General features: G+C 57.7%; 23 protein-coding genes. 2 read left to right on the forward strand and 21 right to left on the reverse strand.

Annotation, left to right across the window (positions count from 1 at the left end; translation table 11 throughout):
- Positions 1-92: 92 nt before the first annotated feature.
- The 17 genes from H9X81_RS05535 to H9X81_RS05615 form a co-directional block, all read right to left on the reverse strand.
- Positions 93-1,688, reverse strand: a complete 1,596-nt coding sequence (locus tag H9X81_RS05535) for an ABC-F family ATP-binding cassette domain-containing protein (protein ID WP_177502741.1) — start codon at positions 1,686-1,688, stop codon at positions 93-95.
- Between the two features lie 161 nt (positions 1,689-1,849).
- Positions 1,850-2,974, reverse strand: a complete 1,125-nt coding sequence (locus H9X81_RS05540; protein WP_204720427.1) for a M20/M25/M40 family metallo-hydrolase — start codon at positions 2,972-2,974, stop codon at positions 1,850-1,852.
- A gap of 158 nt (positions 2,975-3,132) precedes the next feature.
- Positions 3,133-3,855 carry a nuclease-related domain-containing protein gene (locus tag H9X81_RS05545; RefSeq protein WP_204720429.1) on the reverse strand — a complete coding sequence of 241 codons (723 nt, stop codon included), beginning with the start codon at positions 3,853-3,855 and terminating at the stop codon, positions 3,133-3,135.
- 256 nt (positions 3,856-4,111) lie between these two features.
- Positions 4,112-4,546, reverse strand: a complete 435-nt coding sequence (locus tag H9X81_RS05550) for a Mini-ribonuclease 3 (protein WP_204720431.1) — start codon at positions 4,544-4,546, stop codon at positions 4,112-4,114.
- A 12-nt stretch (positions 4,547-4,558) separates the two neighbouring features.
- Complete coding sequence (gene obgE / locus H9X81_RS05555; protein ID WP_177502745.1) at positions 4,559-5,830, reverse strand: GTPase ObgE; 1,272 nt, start codon at positions 5,828-5,830, stop codon at positions 4,559-4,561.
- A 176-nt stretch (positions 5,831-6,006) separates the two neighbouring features.
- Entirely contained in the window at positions 6,007-6,291 is a 285-nt protein-coding gene (gene rpmA / locus H9X81_RS05560; RefSeq protein ID WP_177502746.1) for a 50S ribosomal protein L27, read from the reverse strand.
- Positions 6,292-6,294: 3 nt separating this feature from the next.
- Entirely contained in the window at positions 6,295-6,609 is a 315-nt protein-coding gene (locus H9X81_RS05565; protein WP_177502747.1) for a ribosomal-processing cysteine protease Prp, read from the reverse strand.
- Between the two features lie 3 nt (positions 6,610-6,612).
- Positions 6,613-6,924 (reverse strand): 50S ribosomal protein L21, encoded by a 312-nt coding sequence (gene rplU, locus H9X81_RS05570; RefSeq protein WP_177502748.1) that lies wholly within the window; start codon positions 6,922-6,924, stop codon positions 6,613-6,615.
- A gap of 117 nt (positions 6,925-7,041) precedes the next feature.
- Positions 7,042-7,908, reverse strand: coding sequence for a bifunctional methylenetetrahydrofolate dehydrogenase/methenyltetrahydrofolate cyclohydrolase FolD (gene folD, locus H9X81_RS05575; protein WP_204720433.1), 867 nt, complete (start codon positions 7,906-7,908; stop codon positions 7,042-7,044).
- 31 nt (positions 7,909-7,939) lie between these two features.
- On the reverse strand, positions 7,940-8,968 hold the full coding sequence (gene lgt / locus H9X81_RS05580) for a prolipoprotein diacylglyceryl transferase (RefSeq protein WP_204720435.1): 1,029 nt from the start codon (positions 8,966-8,968) through the stop codon (positions 7,940-7,942).
- A gap of 15 nt (positions 8,969-8,983) precedes the next feature.
- The gene (yfmH, locus tag H9X81_RS05585; protein WP_204720437.1) at positions 8,984-10,261 is read right to left on the reverse strand and encodes an EF-P 5-aminopentanol modification-associated protein YfmH; all 1,278 of its coding nucleotides are present in this window, start codon (positions 10,259-10,261) and stop codon (positions 8,984-8,986) included.
- A gap of 6 nt (positions 10,262-10,267) precedes the next feature.
- Complete coding sequence (gene yfmF / locus H9X81_RS05590; RefSeq protein ID WP_204720439.1) at positions 10,268-11,566, reverse strand: EF-P 5-aminopentanol modification-associated protein YfmF; 1,299 nt, start codon at positions 11,564-11,566, stop codon at positions 10,268-10,270.
- 215 nt (positions 11,567-11,781) lie between these two features.
- On the reverse strand, positions 11,782-11,997 hold the full coding sequence (locus H9X81_RS05595; protein ID WP_204720441.1) for a hypothetical protein: 216 nt from the start codon (positions 11,995-11,997) through the stop codon (positions 11,782-11,784).
- A 172-nt stretch (positions 11,998-12,169) separates the two neighbouring features.
- Positions 12,170-12,637: a hypothetical protein gene (locus H9X81_RS05600; RefSeq protein WP_191392100.1), complete on the reverse strand. Its 468-nt coding sequence runs from the start codon at positions 12,635-12,637 to the stop codon at positions 12,170-12,172.
- 150 nt (positions 12,638-12,787) lie between these two features.
- Positions 12,788-13,834 (reverse strand): hypothetical protein, encoded by a 1,047-nt coding sequence (locus H9X81_RS05605; RefSeq protein ID WP_204720443.1) that lies wholly within the window; start codon positions 13,832-13,834, stop codon positions 12,788-12,790.
- Positions 13,831-14,709, reverse strand: a complete 879-nt coding sequence (locus H9X81_RS05610; RefSeq protein ID WP_177502857.1) for a DUF1700 domain-containing protein — start codon at positions 14,707-14,709, stop codon at positions 13,831-13,833. Before H9X81_RS05610 ends, H9X81_RS05605 begins: the two co-directional genes overlap by 4 nt.
- On the reverse strand, positions 14,696-15,025 hold the full coding sequence (locus H9X81_RS05615) for a helix-turn-helix transcriptional regulator (protein WP_177502858.1): 330 nt from the start codon (positions 15,023-15,025) through the stop codon (positions 14,696-14,698). Before H9X81_RS05615 ends, H9X81_RS05610 begins: the two co-directional genes overlap by 14 nt.
- A 649-nt stretch (positions 15,026-15,674) precedes the next feature.
- On the opposite strand from H9X81_RS05615, the gene H9X81_RS05620 reads away from it, so the two are divergent.
- A complete protein-coding gene (locus H9X81_RS05620) occupies positions 15,675-16,613 on the forward strand; it encodes a D-2-hydroxyacid dehydrogenase (RefSeq protein WP_204720445.1) in 939 nt (312 codons plus the stop codon).
- A gap of 77 nt (positions 16,614-16,690) precedes the next feature.
- Here H9X81_RS05620 and allE read toward each other — a convergent pair whose 3' ends face one another.
- The 4 genes from allE to H9X81_RS05640 form a co-directional block, all read right to left on the reverse strand.
- The gene (gene allE / locus H9X81_RS05625; protein ID WP_191392097.1) at positions 16,691-17,458 is read right to left on the reverse strand and encodes a (S)-ureidoglycine aminohydrolase; all 768 of its coding nucleotides are present in this window, start codon (positions 17,456-17,458) and stop codon (positions 16,691-16,693) included.
- Between the two features lie 28 nt (positions 17,459-17,486).
- On the reverse strand, positions 17,487-18,038 hold the full coding sequence (locus H9X81_RS05630; protein ID WP_191392096.1) for a peroxiredoxin-like family protein: 552 nt from the start codon (positions 18,036-18,038) through the stop codon (positions 17,487-17,489).
- Between the two features lie 81 nt (positions 18,039-18,119).
- Positions 18,120-18,557 carry a hypothetical protein gene (locus H9X81_RS05635; RefSeq protein WP_204720447.1) on the reverse strand — a complete coding sequence of 146 codons (438 nt, stop codon included), beginning with the start codon at positions 18,555-18,557 and terminating at the stop codon, positions 18,120-18,122.
- A gap of 188 nt (positions 18,558-18,745) precedes the next feature.
- Positions 18,746-19,297 (reverse strand): redoxin domain-containing protein, encoded by a 552-nt coding sequence (locus H9X81_RS05640; protein ID WP_177502863.1) that lies wholly within the window; start codon positions 19,295-19,297, stop codon positions 18,746-18,748.
- 203 nt (positions 19,298-19,500) lie between these two features.
- Between H9X81_RS05640 and H9X81_RS05645 the strand changes: the two genes are divergently transcribed.
- Positions 19,501-20,040: a flavodoxin domain-containing protein gene (locus tag H9X81_RS05645; protein WP_204720449.1), complete on the forward strand. Its 540-nt coding sequence runs from the start codon at positions 19,501-19,503 to the stop codon at positions 20,038-20,040.
- Positions 20,041-20,042: the final 2 nt, after the last annotated feature.

Below are 20,042 nucleotides of genomic sequence, written 5' to 3' on the forward strand. Positions count from 1 at the left end.
AAAGAGCAGGAACAAGTCCTGCTCTTTTCTTTATGGCGATTCTGTTCCTGTCTCCATCATAGAACGGGGCGCCGGAACTGTCAAGCGGGTTCTCAGACTTCCAGGCCCTTGAATGCCAGGTAGTCCTCATAGGTGCCCATGCGGTCGATGCAGCCGTTCGGGGTCAGCTCGATCACACGGTTTGCCACTGTCTGCATGAACTGATGGTCATGGGTGGCAAAGAGGATAACGCCCTTGAAGTCGATCAGTCCGTTGTTGAGGGCGGTGATGGACTCCAGATCCAGATGGTTGGTGGGCTGGTCAAGCAGCAGCACATTGGCGCTGGACAGCATCATGCGGGAGAGCATGCAGCGCACCTTCTCACCGCCCGAGAGCACCTTCACCGGCTTGAGCGGCTCATCGCCCGAGAAGAGCATCCGTCCCAGGAAGCCCCGCAGATAGCTCTCATGGTCGTCGGTGGAATACTGCCGCAGCCACTCGATGAGGTTGAGATCGCAGCCGTCAAAGAACTCGTTGTTGTCCTTGGGGAAATAGGACTGGCTGGTGCTGATGCCCCACTTGAAGCTGCCCGAAGCCGGCTCCTCCTCCCCGGTGAGGATCTTGAACAGGGCGGTAACTGCCATTTCGTTTTCCGATACGATGGCGATCTTGTCCTCCCGGCCCACCCGGAAGTTGAGATTCTCAAAGAGGGTCACGCCGTCCTGTACCGCAGAAAGGTTCTCCACAGCCAGCACTTCCTTGCCCACTTCCCGTTCCGCCTTGAAGGATACCCAGGGGTACCGGCGGGACGAAGCAGGCATCTCCTCTACGGTGAGCTTATCCAGCAGCTTCCGGCGGGAAGTAGCCTGCCGGGACTTGGACTTGTTCGCCGAGAACCGCTGGATAAAGGTCTGCAGTTCCTTGATCTTCTCTTCGTTCTTCTTGTTCTGATCCTTGATCATCTGCTGCACCAGACGGCTGGACTCATACCAGAAGTCGTAGTTGCCCACATACATCTTGATCTTGCCGTAGTCAATATCCACGATATGGGTGCAGACATTGTTGAGGAAGTGACGGTCATGGGATACCACGATCACGGTACCCACAAAGTCATAGAGGAAGTCCTCCAGCCAGTGGATGGCGCTTACATCCAGATGGTTGGTAGGCTCGTCCAGCAGAATGATCTGCGGATGGCCGAACAGCGCCTGCGCCAGCAGCACCTTGATCTTGTCATCTGCCTTGAGCGAGGACATCTGGCTGTACAGCAGATCATTGCCCAGTCCCAGACCCTGCAGCAGCTGTGCCGCTTCGGTTTCAGCGTCCCAGCCGCCCAGCTCAGCAAATTCGCCTTCCAGTTCGGCGGCCTTTTCACCGTCCGCTTCGGAGAAGTCCTCCTTCATATAGAGGGCATCCTTTTCCTTCATAATGTCATACAGGCGCTTGTTGCCCATGATGACGGTATCCAGTACTGTGTACTCATCATACTGGAAATGGTCCTGCTTCATCACCGACATCCGGGTGTCGGCCGGGATCTCCACCGAACCGCTGGTGGGTTCCAGTTCTCCCGAGAGGATCTTCAGAAAAGTGGACTTGCCTGCACCGTTGGCTCCGATGACGCCGTAGCAGTTACCCGGAACAAATTTGAGATCGACATGGCTGAACAGCTTATCGGTGCCAAAGCTGAGGCCCAGATCGGTAACAGTAATCAAACCGAAAATTCTCCTTTTTAACAGTCATATTTGTGAAAAGGCTCAAAAAGCCGCATACAGTTTTGTATTATATCATAGTTTTCCCGGACTGACAATCACTCCGGCAGCAAAAAACGGCGTTCCTTCCCAAAGAAACGCCGTTTTTCCATCCAAAGCCGGTATCAGAACCGCCGCAGCAGGTATTCCCCCGCAACGGTATAGCCCACCGGCAGGCTCTTTTCATCGATCCACTCGCCCCGGGTATGGGCACCTCCGCCCAGGCAGACACCAAAGCAGATGGCATTGATGCCCATCGAAAGCGGAACATTGCAGTCGGTGGAGGATGCGGAAACCACCGGCTCTTCCCCGCTGTGCCGCAGGATCAGCGCGGTGAGTTCCTCAGTCAGGGCCTGCTGACGCTCCCGGTCGATCTCCCCGGCACAGGGACGGTTGCCCAGCACCTTGACTTCGATGTCCAGGCCGCCGGCCCGGTAGTTTTCAATAATGCCCTCAAACTGCCGGCGCATCTCCTCCTGACAGCTCAGATCCTCCGAACGGTACTCATAGAGCATCGACGCATCCTGGGCAATGGTATTCACCGAAGTGCCGCCCTGGATCATGCCCACATTATAGGTGGTCTTGGCCTTGGTGGGAACCTCGATGCCATAGAGGTCATTGATAATGCGGGCAAGCTGATGGATGGCATTTCGGTTGCCGAAGTTGCCGAAGCTGTGTCCGCCCTCAGTGCGCACTGTCACCTCATACCGGGTGGAGCCCACTGCGTCGTTGGCGATGCCGCTGTAATAGCCGTCAAAGGAGGTGACCTCCACAGTGCGGCTGCCATAGTCCTTCATGAGCTGGAAGCTGCCCTTGAGGTTGCCGAGGCCCTCCTCACAGGAGTTGGCTGCAAAAACTACGGTATACTTCGAACGCAGACCCCGGGTGAGCACATACTTTGCCAGCATCAGCAGCACAGCCAGATTGGCGGTATCATCGCCGATGCCCGGACAGAACATCCGTCCGCTTTCCTCATGGTAAGGCAGGGGCTCCAGATCCGGGAACACCGTATCGGTATGCGCCATGAACACGATCACCTCATCGGTTTCGCCCGGCACTTCACAGACCACATTGAGCGCATCATCGATGTGCACCTGCTCCGGCGAAGCACCATTCCGCAGCAGCCAGTCCCGGCAGAATTCCGCCCGCTTTTCCTCATGGTGGGACGGCGCCGGAATCCCGCACAACTCCACGATCAGCTCCTTGAGTTCCGGCAGAGTTTCCTGGATATAGGCCTTCAGCTCTTCCATTTGCAAACATCTCCTCTTTACCCGCTGTCCGGCAGCAGATACAATTTTCCTCTGTCATTGTACCACATTCTGCAGGAATTGAGAAGTCGGATTTCATTTCTGCTTCCAAAATAGAAAACCGGCCCTCCCGGTCAGATCCCCGGAAAGGCCGGCCTTATTTACTTGGAAAAGGACTGCTTTACCGCCCGGATCACCGCTGCGGTGTCCACCTTTTCCCCATTCCCCAGCAGCCGCCGCATGGACTGATCCAGGGACTGGCTGTCGTGGACGGTGAACACATTCACAGCGCCGTCAATGTGCACCTCCGCATTGGGGTTGGCAAAATAGACCGCTGTGCGCACCGGCACAGAAAGCCCCGCAGCCCGGAGAATATTCTGAAGGGTGGTCTGGTGCCCCTTGACCTGCAGAAGCGGGTTGTACATCCGTTTCTGCTCTGCCGGGCGTCCGCCCCGGGAGGGCTTATACTGGGAGAGTTCCCGGTCCTCGGCCCGCCCGGTCACCTTGCCTGAGACATTCTTTGCCTCCAGGATCAGCACTCCGGTGGGCGCGATCAGGATATAGTCGGTCTGGCTGCGGTGTCCCCGGTACTCAATGACCGCATCGGGAATCACCGTCCAGTCCGCCGGCAGCTTCCGGAGCAGGCGGAGAGTCTCGGCCTCGCCGTCCGCCCCGGCCCGGATCACGCCGATCTGCTTCTTTGCCAGAGGCAGAGCGATGGGCAGGATCAGGATACAGACTGCCGCCGGAAGATACTGTTTTGCAAGCAGCAGTCCCACTGCCCCTGCCAACAGCACTGCAAACAGCGCTCCCCAGCGGAGCCAGGCGGAAATTTCAGAGGAACGCACGGTATTGACCAGATTGGGTCGGATGATCTTTGCCATAAAAAACCTCGGTTCATGTATAAAAAACGATGGGCTGCCAAATACTATCAGTGCAATGAGGGAGGTGAAACCAGATGAAGGACAAGCAGAAGAAGAACCCCGCCCAGCCCGAGCAGAAGAAGGAAAAGCCCGGCTGTGAGCCCAAGGAACCCACCATGGAAAACAAGAAGTAACAAACCCCTTTGATTCCTCTCCTATACACCATATCAAAAAACCGCCCGAATCCGGCATGCAAACCGGATACCGGGCGGTTTTCCTATTCTGCCTGGGCAGGGGCGGCAGAGGCGGACTCTGCCGCGGCACAGACCGCGTCGAACAGCTCCCGGAGCCGGGCGGTGCGCCCGCACAGCCACAGATAGCCGAACAGCGCTTCCACACCAGTGGCCCGGCGGTAATCCGCTACTTTGGCGTTTTTCGCCGTATGGGAGGGGTGGGTATTGCGTCCCCGCTTGAGGACAGCCAGTTCCTCCTCAGTGAGCAGCGGTTCCAACACTTCATAGGCCTGGGACTGTGCCCCGGCACAGACCATGCCGATTGCCATGCGGTGCAGCTTCCCGGCGGGAATGGTGGTCACTGCCAGCTTCTGCCGGGCCAGCAGCTCATAGACTGCGTCCCCGAGAAAAGCCAGGGTAGCGGCACTCATCTGCCGGGGATTTTCCCGGAGCAGTCCGGGATCAAAAATATCGTCCATGCTATGCTCCCATCAATGGATAAAGTCGAACTCGAAGTCCAGGATGCGCACAGTATCGCCCTCCTGGATGCCCATGCGCTCCAGCTCGGCAATAATGCCCGAGTTGATGAGCACACGCTGGAAGTACTGCAGGCTTTCGTAGTCGTCCATATTGACGCTGCCCAGTACCTGACCCAGCCAGTCGGCCTCGACGGTATAGACGCCGTCCTCCTCGTGTACCGAGAATTCGTTGCCGGCCTTGACAACCTGCTCCTCCAGCGGCACCGGCTCCGGCTCATAGGAGCGGATGGGCGGCAGATCAGCCAGCTTCCGGGACACCGCCTGCATCAGCTCGTCCACGCCCTGATGGGTGGCTGCCGAAATGGGATAGAACTCCAGGCCCTGCTCCTCCACAAAGGCACGGAAGGACTCGATCTGTTCCGGAGTGGCAAGGTCGATCTTGCTGCCCGCCACAATCTGCGGACGCTCTGCCAGATCCTCCGAGAAGCCACGCAGCTCCCGGTTGATGATGGCATAGTCCTCTTCCGGATCACGGCCCTCGATACCGGACACATCCACCACATGCACGATGAGGCGGCAGCGGTCCACATGGCGCAGGAACTCATGGCCCAGGCCAACACCTTCGCTGGCGCCTTCGATCAGGCCGGGAATATCCGCCATGACAAAGCTGTTGCCCTCGCCCATCTTGACAACGCCCAGCACCGGAGTGAGGGTGGTGAAGTGATAGTTGGCAATCTTGGGCTTGGCGGAGGATACCACCGAGATCAGGGTGGACTTGCCCACATTGGGGAAGCCTACCAGGCCTACATCCGCCAGCAGCTTGAGCTCCAGGGTGACCTCATATTCCTCGCCGGGCAGGCCGGGCTTGGCAAACCGGGGAATCTGCCGGGTGGGGGTAGCAAAATGGCTGTTGCCCCAGCCGCCGCGGCCTCCCTTTGCCAGCACTACCGGCTCCAGGGTGGACATATCCGCCATGATGCGTCCGGTATTGGCGTCCTTGATGACAGTGCCCAGCGGCACCTTGATGATGATGTCCTTGCCGTCCCGTCCGAAGCAGTTCTTGCCGGCGCCGGGCTGACCGTCCTCTGCGGCATACTTGGTCTTGTACTTGAAGTCGATGAGGGTGGAGAGGTTCTGGTCCACCTGGAATACCACATCGCCGCCCTTGCCGCCGTCACCGCCATCGGGGCCGCCGGCTGCCACATACTTCTCCCGGTGGAAATGCACCGAACCATCGCCGCCCTTACCGGCACGGATCTTGATTTTACTGATATCTACAAACATCTTTGTTGTCCCTCCATAGGTCTGTGGGGCGCAAAAAATGAACTTCCCGTTAAAAAACCTGCCCGCTTTCCGGGCGTATATACAGAAAACAGGGCAAAGAACTGTTGCCATTCTCTGCCCCATCTCCCAAGAGCCGGTCTGCACCGGCTCCAAGTTTTCAGTTTTGCGGACGCCAATTAGTCAGCAACCGGATAGATCGAAACCTTCTTCTTATCCTTGCCAACGCGCTCAAAACGTACTACACCGTCCTGAGTGGCGAACAGGGTATCGTCAGAACCCTTACCTACGCCCTGACCGGGATAGATATGAGTGCCTCTCTGACGAACCAGGATGTTGCCGGCCAGTACGAACTGACCATCGGCACGCTTCACACCCAGCCGCTTGGATTCGGAATCACGGCCGTTCTTGGTGGAACCAACACCCTTCTTATGAGCAAAGAACTGCATATTCAGCTTCAGCATTTTCTACACCTCCGAAATCGTTACTTTCACTGTACCGGGATAATCCTCCGCAAGCAGTTCCAGGTGGAGCTGCAAAGCCCGAAGGAAATCCTGGGAACGGCTGTCCCCCTGTGCCGGTACGATTTTCACAGAGTTTTCCGACACTTTTACCTGCGCTTTGGTACCGAGGATCTCGGTCAAAGCATTGGCAGTGAGCTGTACGGCTGAAGATACCGACGCACACACGATATCCTCCCCTGCGGGAGCATAACCGGCGTGTCCCGATACGGTAACTGCCGCGACGGCATCGGCTGCACAGGCAAACACAGCGGTAATCATGGCTTACAGAGAGATGGACTCAATCTGAACCTTGGTATAGGGCTGTCTGTGACCCATCTTGCGCTTCGAATCCTTCTTGGCGCGATAGGTGAAGACAGTGATCTTCTTAGACTTGCCGTTCTTGATTACCTTAGCTGTAACCTTGGCTCCCTCAACGGTGGGTGTACCAAACTTGAGGTCACCATCGTTGCCGGCAGCGATTACTCTGTCGAACTCAACAGTGGAATCTGCTTCAGCGTTCAGCTTCTCGATGAAAAGAATATCGCCTTCCGATACGCGATACTGCTTTCCACCAGTCTCGATGATAGCGTACATTGTTCCAGGCACCTGCCTCTTTCTAAAAACTCGCTGCATGGGGCGGCCCTTGTTGCAAGGCGCACTTATAGCCCGGGGCATGCGGTAAAATTATTTTATCATTCCCAAAATCCGATGTCAAGAGGGATTTTCGGCTTTTTTGCTCAAAATTTTCGCCGCTGTTACGGTATTCTGCAAAAGCTCGGTAATCGTCATGGGTCCTACCCCGCCCGGCACCGGTGTGATCGCCGAAACCTTCGGTTCCACTCCGGCGAAGTCCACATCGCCGCAGAGTTTGCCCTCAGCGTCCCGGTTCATGCCCACATCGATGACCACAGCGCCCTCCCCCACCATATCAGCGGTGATGAACCGCTCCCGGCCCACCGCTGCCACCAGGATGTCCGCCTGGCGGGTATGGGAGGCCAGGTCCCGGGTATGGGAGTGGCAGATGGTAACAGTGGCGTTGGCATGGAGCATGAGCATGGACATGGGACGCCCGACAATATGGCTGCGCCCTACCACCACACAGTGCTTCCCTGCCGGGTCGATGCCGTATTCCCGCAGGATCTCCATGATGCCTGCCGGAGTACAGGGCAGATAGGTATAGTCCCCGAGCATGATCCGTCCCACATTGAACGGATGGAACGCGTCCACATCCTTTTCGGGGCGGATGTAGTTGGTCACCAGCGATTCATCGATCTGCGCCGGCAGCGGGGACTGCACCAGGATGCCATGCACTTCCGGATCGGCGTTGAGCTTCTCGATGAGCTCCAGCAGCGCGGCCTGGGCGGTGTCCTCCGGGAGATTGTACTGCCAGGAGCGGATGCCCAGCTCCTCACAGGCCCGGGTCTTGTTGCGGACATACACCTGGCTGCCCACATCATTTCCCACCAGCACCACTGCCAGTCCCGGAACGATCCCCTCTTCTGCCAGCTCTGCCACCTCCCGGCGCAACCGCTCCCGGGTCTTCTGGGCCACCAGTTTTCCGTCTAAGATCTGTGCCATTTTTTCTCTGGCTCCTTCCCTGTGTTTCTGCTTACTCAGCCCGGTTCTCCTCCTCCGGGGCAGCGGCTGGCTGCTCCGGCTCAGAGGGCTTCTCGGGCTGTTCTGCCGGCTGCTCTGTATGGATCTCCGGCGACGGCGCCTTCTGATAGAAGGTTCCGGCTGCTACCGCCTGTCCCTCCGGTGTATTGATGTACAGGGGCAGGAAGTCCTCCCCCAGCTTTTTCTTCTTCTGGCCCAGCCAGATGAGCAGGGCAGTCGCTGTCACAAAGGCCACCAGAGCCAGCGCCTGGGATACCCGTACCGGGCCCCACATCAGGCTGTCGGTGCGCAGGCCTTCGATGAAGAACCGTCCCAGGCCATACCAGGCGGTGTAGAACAGGAACACCTGTCCGTCATACTTGCGGCGGCGCATCAGCCAGAGGGCAATGATCAGAAATCCGGTCAGGCACCACACCGACTCATACAGGAAGGTGGGATGCACCGGCATGTGCGGGTCAATATTCTGAGCCCAGGCGGCTCCGGAATTCTTGACCTGGGTGAGATACCCCACCACCTTGGGGCCGGTCATGCCGAGGATGGAGCTGGTATTGGAACCGAACGCCTCCACATTCACAAAGTTGCCCCAGCGTCCGATGCCCTGTCCGATCAGGAACCCGGCTGCTGCCAGATCCATGGCGGGACGCACCCGGACCTTCCGGATCTTTGCCATGATGATGCCGCCTGCCATACCCGCCAGAATGCCGCCGTAGATGGCAAGGCCGCCCTGCCGGATATCGAAGATCTTGGAGAGGTCGCCCTGGAAGGTCTCCCAATCGAAGATCACATAGTAGAGCCGGGCGCCGATGACGCCGCAGACCAGACCCACCATCACCACATCGATGAGGCGGTCGCTGTCCACGCCCACCTTCCGGGCATTGAGCAGCGCATAGGTGCCTGCCAGCATGAAGCCGATGCCGATGAGCAGGCCATACCAGTAGACATTGAACCCGCCGATGGAAAAAGCCACCCGGTTCAGCTCAAATTCCAGTCCCAGTCCCGGGAACGAAACAGTTGTAACCAAAGCAGTTTCCTCCCGTCAGGCCATGGGACGGACAATGGACAGCGCACTCCGGGCAGTGTCCACATTTTCCCGCAGCCGGGCTTCCAGCTGTTCCAGTGTCAGGCCGGAGAGCACCTCCAGCACATCAAAGGCACCCAGTCCGAAGAAGTGGGTTTCCATCATCACAGTGGCAATGGAGCTGGAACTGCTGAAGATGCCGATATACTTGCCATACAGCGCCTTCTTGCACCGTTCGAAGTCAGCGGCGGATACGCCCTCTGTCTTGAGGCGGTCAAACTCCCGGCAGATGGCCTCATAGACCTTGTCCGGGTCCTTGGACTCGCCGCCGAAGATGAGCGCCATATAGTCCCGTCCGCACATCACTTCGGTACCGAAGGTGTTGTTGATGAGACCCTGGTCGTACAGTTCCCTGTAAAGGGCAGAACCTTCACCGGCGACAATCTCATTAATGACCTCGTCGATGATCTGGTTTTCATAGTTGGTCTTTTCGTCCGCCGAAACGCCCTTGAAGCCCACCTGGAACATGGTGGTGGCTACCGGCATGGACACATCCACCCGATGGGTGCGCACTGCTTCCGGCTCGGAGACATGGGCACGCTCCACGGTGATGGGAGCTGCCGGCTGGAGGATCTCATCACAGAGGCGCAGAGCGGCGTCCGGATCGAAGTTGCCCGCTACCGACAGCACCATGTTGTGCAGGTTGTAGAAGCAGTCATAGCAGCGATAGAGCAGGTCGGCGTCGATCCTGGCGATGGTCTCCACGGTACCGGCGATGTCGATGCGCAGCGGATGCTCCTGATAGAGCGCGCCGAGCAGGTTAAAGTACACCTGCCAGTCGGGGTCATCGTCATACATGCCGATCTCCTGCCCGATGATGCCCTGTTCCTTGGCAACCGAAGCCTCGGTGAAATAGGGCTCGGTGACAAACTCCAGCAGGATGCGCAGGCTCTCCTCAAAATGGTCGGTGCAGGAGAAGAGATAAGCAGTCTTGTCAAAGGAGGTATAGGCATTGGCGTTGGCGCCGGTCTTGGCGTACTTGGAGAAGGCATCGCCGTCCTTGCAGTCGAACATCTTGTGTTCCAGATAATGGGCAATGCCCTCGGGAACCGTTACGAATTCCGACTCATCACTGCGGCGGAAGCTGTTGTCGATGGAGCCATACTTGGTGGCGAACAGTGCATAGGTGGAAGCCAGCTTGGGAGTGGGATAGAGCAGGATGGTGAGTCCCGAGGGGTGTTCCACCCGGATATACTCCTCTCCCAGCCGCTGGGAACGAATGATTTCTTTCTTCATGGCAGTTTACTCTCCCTTCCCTGGTCCGGCCAGCAGATATACAACGCTGAGCTTTGCCGACCGCATATAATCCCGGACTTCCTCGGCTGTGACTGCCTGGGTAAGCTCGATCTCATCGGTGGGATCGGCACTGTCGCCGCCCTGGAGGATTTCATTGAGCAGCCAGGAGCTCATGGCACTGAGCGAGTCAGTCACGGTGCGCAGGGAGTTGACCACCGCCAGACGGGCATTTTCCATCTCGGTTTCGGTGAAGTTGCCAGCGCAGACCTCGTCCAGCTGGTGCAGGATCTCGGCCTCAGCCTTTTCCTGGTTGGCGGACTCAATACCGCAATCCACCAGCATATAGCCATAGCTTGCCATGGTACGGGAAGCACAGTAATAGCACAGGCTCAGCTTTTCCCGCACATTCATGAACAGCTTGGAGAAGGGCGAGCTGCCATAGATGGCAGTGGCGATCCGGGATACAGCCTGAGCCTTCTTGTCCTCTGCCGGAAGCAGCGAGAAGCCCATTACCATCTTGCCCTGGGTGAGATCCATCTCCTCGGTGACACGGCGCACTTCGGTGGGGATCTTCTGCTCCATCTCGAAGTCGGGGTCAATGGGCTGACGGTTCCGGTTCTCCAGTGCCTTCTGGAAGGCCTCCCGGAAGATGCCGGTCACTGCCTCGCCCGCAGAAGGGCCGATCATGGTGATCTCCACCGCGGCGGTGGACAGCATGGCCTCATAGCAGGCAGCGGCGCTCTCGGGGGTGATGGCGTCCACATCTTCGGCATAGCCGTACTGCTTGACAGCCAGCGGCTCCCCTTCAAAGAGCAGCTCGGTGCAGCGGGTAACCGCATAGCTGCGCTTGTCGTTGACCTCAGCGGCAATGGTGTCCGCCAGGGAGTTCTTCTCGGTGGCGACCGCCTCGGGATCAAAGCGTCCGTTTTCGATGGCGGGCATGGTGACGATCTCTGCCAGCAGACGGGCGCACTCCTCGGCAAGCGGTTCGCCGTTCAGGGTATAGCGGTCGTCCACATGGGTGATGGTCAGGGTGATGATCTGATAATTGCCGGCCTTGGATACCTTGCCCGCTACGGTGGCGCCGTAGAGCTCATCCAGCTTCCGGGCAAAGGCAGTGAAGTCGCTGCAGCCTGCATAGCCACGCTGCATCAGGAAGGGCAGCAGGGCATAGCCGGTGGCAGTTTCCCGGGCCAGCGGCAGAATGAAGTTGACCGCGATACGGTCGTGCTTGAAGCGGTCGTCCTTTATAAGATTGACGAAGATCCCGTCCCCGGCCTGGGTCCGGATCAGTTTCATTGCCATTGTTTCACACTCCTTGGATCGGATCAGCCCGGTCTGCGGGCCGTTCCGTTCTCGTCGTAAAAATTCACAGTAAAGTATAGTATACCACAATTTACCGCCGATATATAGCCCCTCTTCCGGGCACCCGGTGATTTTACAAAAAATTCAACTGTTCACAGAGCCGAAAAAAATCCCCTTGCCATCAGGCAGAGAGAGTTCTGTTTTACGCAGGGAAATCAGCTGTCCCGGCGGGCTTCCCGCACAGCCAGCACCAGGCCGGCAGCTGCCATGGCGGCAAAGAACAGCACCGGGAGCCAGTCCATCCCGTAAAGGCAGCCGAATATCCGGCTCCGTGCCCCGGGCTCCACCTTCATCACTACCGCCATGCACCAGCCGGTGAATCCCACCGTGCCGGAGAGCAGCATTCCAAGGCCCAGAAGCAGTTTCTTCATCGCGGTTCCCCCTCGCCTTTCTCCGGCGGAAGCTCCCGGGAAAAGGTGATGAGCAGACAGAGCTTCCAGGCGCTCCAGTAGGTGACGCTCACCACGTCCTAACCCTCCCGGGCCATCCGGTTCATCAGCGCCTCCGCTTCCCCTTTCCGGGTTTCCAGCATCCGGTATTCCTTCATTCTGCCTCCCCCTCCTGTGTGCGGGTCAGCTGCGGCAGCTCCCAGGAGAACCCAAGGCTCTCCGGCCCCCAGTAGTCCCCTTCGGAACGCACTGCCAGCCGTGTCTGGGCAGATACCTTCTTCGACGGATAATTCACAGTGGTGTCGCTCTCATGGAAGCTCTGCAGTTCCTCCCCTTCCTCCAGGAAGGCAAACGCGTCGCACAGTCCCAGGGAAGCGGCCTGCATTCCCTCCGGGGTCTCCTCCAGCTGCCAGATCCCGTACAGCCCGACCCGCAGCGGCTCCTCGCCCTCCCGGGGAATCAGCCAGGTGCGGTCCACCTCCAGCCAGCCCTCGTCCGCCTGAGCGGTGAGCACCGAGATATTCCCGCTGGGGAAGCTCACCTGCACCGGCATCTGTACCGGCTGGTTCTCCTTCAGCAGTCCGGCAGTCAACATCACACTGATCAGCAGCATTGTAGTCATGGAATCCGCTCCCCTTTCTGGTTCTCTTTCCTTTATTGTAGCAAAGCGCTCCATGCCCGTCAATGAGCGTCAAAGCATAAAAAATGCCCCCGGACCTCCTGTGGGAAACCCGGGGGCGGGATATTGGGGGGCAAATTCAATCCGGGCAGATCAGCCCAGCTGCAGTGCCGAGTAGATATACTCGTGGTAGACACAGCCATCCACGGCATCTGCCAGGGCCCGGCGTGCCTCGGTGACCTTCTGCTGGGCGGCGGTGCGCTGGCTGCGCAGGGTATCCAGTGAAGTATCCACCGTCTTGAGCGCCGGGATCGTATTGGAGTTCATGGCACACCAGCAGTCCACCGATACTGCCAGGTACTCCTGTACGGCATCGAGATAGGCCTCCACCAGTGCAGCGGTGTTCTCCGGCAGGGTTTTGGAGCCGTACTCCTCGCCCTTATCAATGATGACTTCGGTGTATGCGCTCTCGCCGTTGTCATAGTCCGGCTCCATGGGCTCGGCATACCCCCACTGGGTCGTCTCGGAGGCGGCAGCCCGTTCACTGTTGCGGACGGTATCGTTCACATCAGCCAGGATGTCGGCGGCAGCCCGGTCAAAGGCGGAATCGAATTCCGCACGGGTATAGGCACCCACAGCATACTGGTAAAGTGCTTCCCGGATGGTGCTGTTCCAGGTCAGCGGCTCCTGGGCATAGTCGTGGAAACCGTTCATCACCCAGTGCTGATCGTCCTGGGATACATAGCTGGAAATCTGGCAGCTGCTCTCATCAAAGCTGACTGCCACACCCAGCGGCACCTTCAGATTGGTCTGGATCATATTGGAGACCCGGGCCAGGGAGGCAAGCTGTTCAAACTCCGGCTTCACCTGGAAATCCACGGTGAGATTCAGGACAGTACCGTCCGTTTCCGAAGTGGTGGTGATATCATAGAGCTGCAGGCCGCTGGTGGAGAGGGTGATATTCTCACCCGAGCTCTGCTGCTCCACGCCGCAGCTCATCCACTCCCGTCCGGTAAACTTCACATTCACCTGGGTAATCCCCTCTGCCGGCTGTTCATATTCCACCTCATAGGTGGTGTATTCTGCCCACTTGTTGGCGGTGTCCAGCATGCTGCGGACGCCAAACGGAAGCAGCACCAGGGTAATCAGCAGCGATACAACTGTCACGATCAGACTGATCTTGAAAACACGCTTCATCATTCCTGATCGCCTCCCTTCCAATTTTCCTCGTCCGAATCGGTTCTGCCGGAGTCCTGGGCGGTCCAGGAGCCGGATGCCCCCGGGTCAGACCGGAAATGCCAGCCGGCATTGGGGTCCTCGCTCACCCGGAATGCCCGGTCGAAATAGTCGTCATCAATGCGCCGTCCGAAGAGCAGATCCCGGATAAATACCAGCACCGCCTTGAGCAGCCAGAACACCGCAATCACCGCTGTAATACAGAAGAAGATCACAAAGATGAGTCCTGCCACGGCGCAGGCAATGGCTGTGAACGGAATCAGCGGAAGCACCATGCCCAGTACCACAAATCCGCAGATGGCGGCAACGATGCCGGCAACGCCCAGTATCACACCAACCAGACAGCAGATCAGGAAGGCCAGGGCAAAGGGAGCGGCAATCACTGCGGCTGCCAGCTTGAGCAGTGCTCCCAGACAGCCGGAGCGCCGGGAATATCGGCTGCTGTCCTCCCAGACAGCCCGGCTGGCCCGTTCCTCCTGACGGCGGGCCTTGCGCTGTTCATGCTCCTCCATCTTGCGCCGGGTAAAGGCATTGGCTTTCTTGGCAAACTGATCGGCGCTGTCTGCCACCTTTTCCGCACCCCGGGTAAAGCTGTCCCGGAAGCCGCCTTCACTGGAGGCTGTGCCCGAAGAAGGGGTTTCCCGCTCCTCCGAAAGAATCTGCTGCGCCACATCCCGGGGATTGCCCAGTTCGGCTGCAACCTGTTCCTCACTCTTGCCCTGCCGGACTCCCTCGTCAAAGAACTCCTGGTAGTCCCGGACAATATCCTCGATCTCATCAAAAGCCAGCTTTCCCCGCAGCGCCGCAGTCAGCTGTGCGATATACTCACTTCTGTTCATCGTTCCCCTCACCTTTCAATATAGAATTGACCAGCAGCATAATCTCCTCCCAGTCGAGTATGTTCTTTTTCAGATAGATGCGTCCCCGGTCGGTCATGGTATAGTATTTGCGGGCCGGACCGGAGTCACTCTCCACCAGATAGGTGGCGAAGTAACCATCCTTGGTCAGGCGCCGCAGAATGGGATATACCGTCCCCTCATTGATATCGGTATACTTTTCCATGGCACGCACAATGTCGTATCCATACATATCCTTCTGGGCGATGAGCGCCAGGATACAGAGCTCGATCACACCTTTTCGAAGCTGTGTGTTCACTTCCTCACCTCCATGACTGAAGTATAACACACTACTGTGTAAAACACAATAGTGTGCAGTAAATTTCCCTGTAAATAAATTTTGAACAGCCGATAAATCCTTTATTTATGCGGTTTATTTGTCTCCGAATTAAATTTGAAATTACTGATAATACAGTGTATCGCACAGTATCGGCTGAATTTCAGCCTTTTTCGCGTGTCCGTTTCCCTGCTGCCCGAAGGCGCTGGCAGACGCACAAGAACAGCTCCGCTCCCGTGATACAGAATTCCCCGGCAGGCAGCTGAAATCGTGACTGATTCTACCATTCCACTTTATTTCATGCTATAATAGCCTCAAGGCGGCTATTATACTTATTTTACGGCCGGACGACTCGTCCCGATGGCCAATTATACCATTCCGCTGCGCTCCATGGTATAATAGCTGCAAAGCAGCTATTATACTTAATTTTTACGGCCGGACGATCCGCAGGCTTTGCCTGCTACCGTCCCAATGGCCAATTATACCATTCCGCTGCGCTCCATGGTATAATAATGCTGTCAGCCGGCGGAAGGAAGCGTTCCGGTCCGGCACGGGCGCTGCTCCCCGAAATCCCGGGACAGCACCCCCATCCCAAACATCTGCCGGTCCGGTAGAACAAGGAGGTTTTCCCATGGAAAAAATCATCAACGCCCTGGTCCTCTCCCCGGAGCAGAAGGAAGCATTCCTGGCTGCTGCCCCCGGTGTGGAGCAGGTTTTTTTCCGGGACAGCGACATCACTGCCGCTGATCTCGAAGGTGCCACTGTGCTGCTGGGCAACCCGTCGGTCGCTGCTGTACGGGAAGGCGGCACTTCCCTGCGCTGGATGCACACCCGCAGCGCCGGCGCCGATCAGTATATGCCCGAAGGCGTCCTGCCCGCAGGCGCTGTGCTCTCCTCGTCGGTGGGCGCATACGGCATCTCGGTTTCGGAGCACATGTTCGCCATGCTGATGGCTCTGATGAAGCGTCTGCCCGACTACCGGGACAACCAGAACGCTGAGATCTGGAAGCGTACCGGCACTGCCAAAACCCTGCGGGGCGCCAAGGTGCTCATCGGCGGCGCCGGGGACATCGGTTCCAGCTTTGCGCTGCTCTGCAAGGCCTTTGGTGCTGAAACCCTGGGCATCCGCCGGAATGTGAACAAGCCTGCCCCGGGCATTGATTCGATGCACTCGATGGATGAGCTGGACGACCTGCTGGCGGAATGCGATGTGGCAGCGCTGGTATTCCCCCGCTCGCCGGAAACCGACGGTCTGATGAGCTATGAGCGCATCAAGCGTATGAAGCCGGATGCTATCCTCATCAATGCCGGTCGCGGCACCGCGGTGGACTGTGAAGCCCTGGCCCGTGCCCTGAGCGAAGGCCATCTCTTTGGCGCGGCGCTGGATGTCACCGATCCCGAACCGCTTCCCGCCGGACATCCGCTGTGGAAGGAAAAGCGGGCGCTCATCACCCCACATGTGGCAGGCGGCAACAGCCTGGAGATCACCGCGGTGAAGATTGCCGAGATCGCCCTGGAAAACCTGCGGCTCTATCTGGACGGTCAGCCGGTGAAGAACCGTCTGAAGTAAATCAGCACAAAACAAAAACCTCTGGCGAACTGATTTCGCCAGAGGTTTTTTGCTTGGGACAGGCTGCGGGAAACGGGTCAGATGGCAGCGTCCCGGTTGCAGTCCTTGGAATAGATGTAGGTATAGCGGGTGCGTCCGGCTGCATAGGCGGCCTGGGGACAGTAAGGCCCGAACCACACAAAGTCGCCCTTCTTGATAAGCCGCCAGTCCTCGTCCAGCAGGTAGACACCCTCGCCCTCGAGGATATACATACCGTGCTCCTGGATGTGGGTCTCCACAAAGGAGTGGGAGGCTCCCGGCGCAAAGGACAGGATATGGAAGTTCATATCATAGGCCAGGTCGGTGGGCAGGAAGTTCTTCATCTCCACATTCTCCATGTCGTCGAGATGGAACACCTCCAGATCCGCCTCATTGCCGAAGCAGATCTGCGGCTCCCCTACCCCTTCTGCCGGAATATACCGCTGCTTATAGAGGATCGCCCGCATCGGCTCCTCCCCGGTGCAGCAGAATTCCATGCCGGTTCCTGCCGGGGTATAGAGGTAATCGCCGGCCCCCACCGGATGCTCTTCCCCGCCGGCCCGGACAGTACCGGTGCCCTCCAGCACATAGAAGAACACCTCAATGCCCTCCTCCCGACCGAAGGGACGGCTGGTGCCGCCGCCGGGCTGGGCAGTGATCAGATACTGTACAAAACTGGCGCCGTACTTCGGAGAGGCAACGATGCTCACCCGGCAGTTTTCAATGCCAGGAATCACATTGTTGACCAGTCCCTCCGGTGGGATCACAACATACTTTCCGGGGCGGATCACCGCCCGGGTGGACAGAATATCGCTCGGGTAACCCATGGGTACAGTCCTCCTGTGTGTTTATTTTTTACAGCTTGGCAATCATCTCATCAATGGTGGGCATGTCCATCATGGTCTTGGCACGATGGGCTTCCAGCACATTCATCTCACGGTCCAGCAGGAAGTAGCCGGGCAGCTGCAGCTCCTCGCCCTCATAAGCGCCGTGCACCAGACCATAGACCTCGAACTTCTTGCGCTTTTCATCATAGGCGGCCTGCTCCTCAGGGGCAACCATGGTCTCCTTGGAAGCCGCTACCAGCAGGCCGAATTCCTTGAAGAGCTTCATCTCGGGATCGCAGATGATGTCATAGGGAACATCACCCGGCTTGGTCTGGGCCTGCATGGTGGAAACAGGGCTCTGCAGCACTACCAGCAGCTGAGCATTCTTTGCCTTGATGCGGTCATAGGCCTCGGCATACTCCCGCATATCCAGCTGACAGATACGGCAGCCATAATACCGCAGGAACAGCAGAATGGTCTTGTCCGCATTCTTCACCTTATCCGAGAGCTTTACATCGCTTTCAAAGGCGGTGTCAAAAACATAATCCTTCAGCTTCTGACCAGCTTCAATCTGTGCCATACAAAAAACCTCCTTGAAATCTGACATTTTGTCCGATAAAACAAATGGCCCGACCAGACGCGGGCCTTTGCCATTATTGTATCACTCAGCCCTGACAGCGTCAACACGGGAAAACTGCCGCAGGCTCAGTTCAAAGAGCAGATCCATCAGAAGAACCGCTGCCAGCGACGCGACCACAGCGGCAGGTCCCAGCCCGTTCCGGACTGCCAGCAGAACATCACCCGCCAGCAGGATCAGCAGGGCAATGCGAATGGTGGATGCCGGCACTTCCCGTCCGGTTTCCTGTGCCAGATTGTACCAGAATCCCGCCTCTGCCGCACAGGCAAGGATAACTGTATGCAGCGTATTCCGGACTGCCCCGGCAAACAGGAAATCCGGCAGGAAGGCAGGAGTCGGGACGAGTTCCAGGTCAGCCAGCATCCAGTATGCGTAAAACAGAAACAGAGCCGCCAGAAACCCTGTGGTAAGCCTGGCCCATTTTTCTGCCGCCGCAAGGGCCTGCGGGGTATACTTCTTCATGCGCTCTCCTCCTTTGGAACCGGATCAGCCGAGGGGGTATCCCCCTGTTTTATTGTACCCGCCGGAGAATGGAAACTGCAAGGAGCAGGCTGCACAGGATTCCGGGCTGCGGTTTGGTTCTGTATGCTGCCGGGATATAAAAAAGACACAGCCGGTCCCGATTGTGTCTTTTTCTCAAAAAGTTAGCCTTACAGCTTAGCGATCATTTCGTCAACAGAAGGCATGTCCAGGATGCTGGTAGCACGATGGGCTTCCAGAACATTCAGCTCGCTGTCCAGCAGGAAGTAGCCAGGGAACTGCATCTCCTCGCCCTCGTAAGCACCGTGGGACAGGCCATACTCTTCCATCTTGGCACGCTTCTCACCCATCTTGGGCATATCCTCAGGACGGATCATCTCTTCCTTGGAAGCAGCTACGCCCAGCTCGAACTCCTTGTAGAGGCCCATGTCAGGATCGCAGATAATATCGAACGGCAGGTCTTCCTTCTTCATCTGGGCATTGATGGTGGAAGCAGGGCTCTGCAGAACAACCAGCAGCTGAGCATCCTTGGCCTTGATGCGGTCATAGGCGTTGGCATACTCACGGATGTCCAGCTGGCACAGGGTGCAGCCATAGTAACGCAGGAACAGAAGAATAGTCTTCTTAGCGCCCTTTGCCTTCTCAGAGAGCTTTACATCGCTCTCAAACGGGGTGTTAAACGAAAAGTCTGCAAGCTTGCAGCCAGCTTCAATCTTTGCCATATCGAAAACCTCCAATATAATTTTTGTTGGTACTTTCAGTATAGACCCTATATAGAAAATTGTCAATGAAGTTTGCGGCGCTTTGTGACTGGGCGACATTTCGAAAAATTTTTAACAAATACTGCCTTGACAAACCCCATTTGCACCGATCCCGCACAGATGTTATACTCATAGCAGAACCGACCGGATCAGGAGGAAGCAGCATGAAAACAGTGATTATCTATGGGTCCTGCTATGGGACTTCCGAACGCTACGCACGGGAACTGGCCCGTCAGACCGGAGCGGAACTGCACGCCGCCAAAGACCTCCGGGACCTGACCGGCTGCGGCCTGGCAGTACATATCGGCGGGCTCTATGCCGGAGGGCTGGCAGGACTGCGGCAAACCCTGCGACTGCTGCCCCCGGACTGCTGGCTGATGGCTGTCACAGTGGGGCTGGCGGACCCTGCCCTTCCCGAGAATGTGCGCAATATCCGGGCCTCGCTGGACCGGCAGATCCCGCCGGATGTGCGGGAACGCACCCTGTTCTACCACCTCCGGGGCGGCATCCGCTACGACAGGCTGAGCCTGCGTCACCGTGTGATGATGGGCATGCTCCGGCAGACCCTGCTCCGCCGCCCGGCTGCGTCCCTCACCGAGGAGGACCGTCTGCTGCTGGAAACCTACGGCAAGGAAGTGGATTTTACCGACCTCTCCGCTCTGGAGCCCATAGCGGGTGTGATCCTCTCCCCCAAGCGTCTATAAAC

This window comes from Hydrogenoanaerobacterium saccharovorans, assembly GCF_016901815.1.
Taxonomy (GTDB): domain Bacteria; phylum Bacillota; class Clostridia; order Oscillospirales; family Ruminococcaceae; genus Avimicrobium; species Avimicrobium caecorum.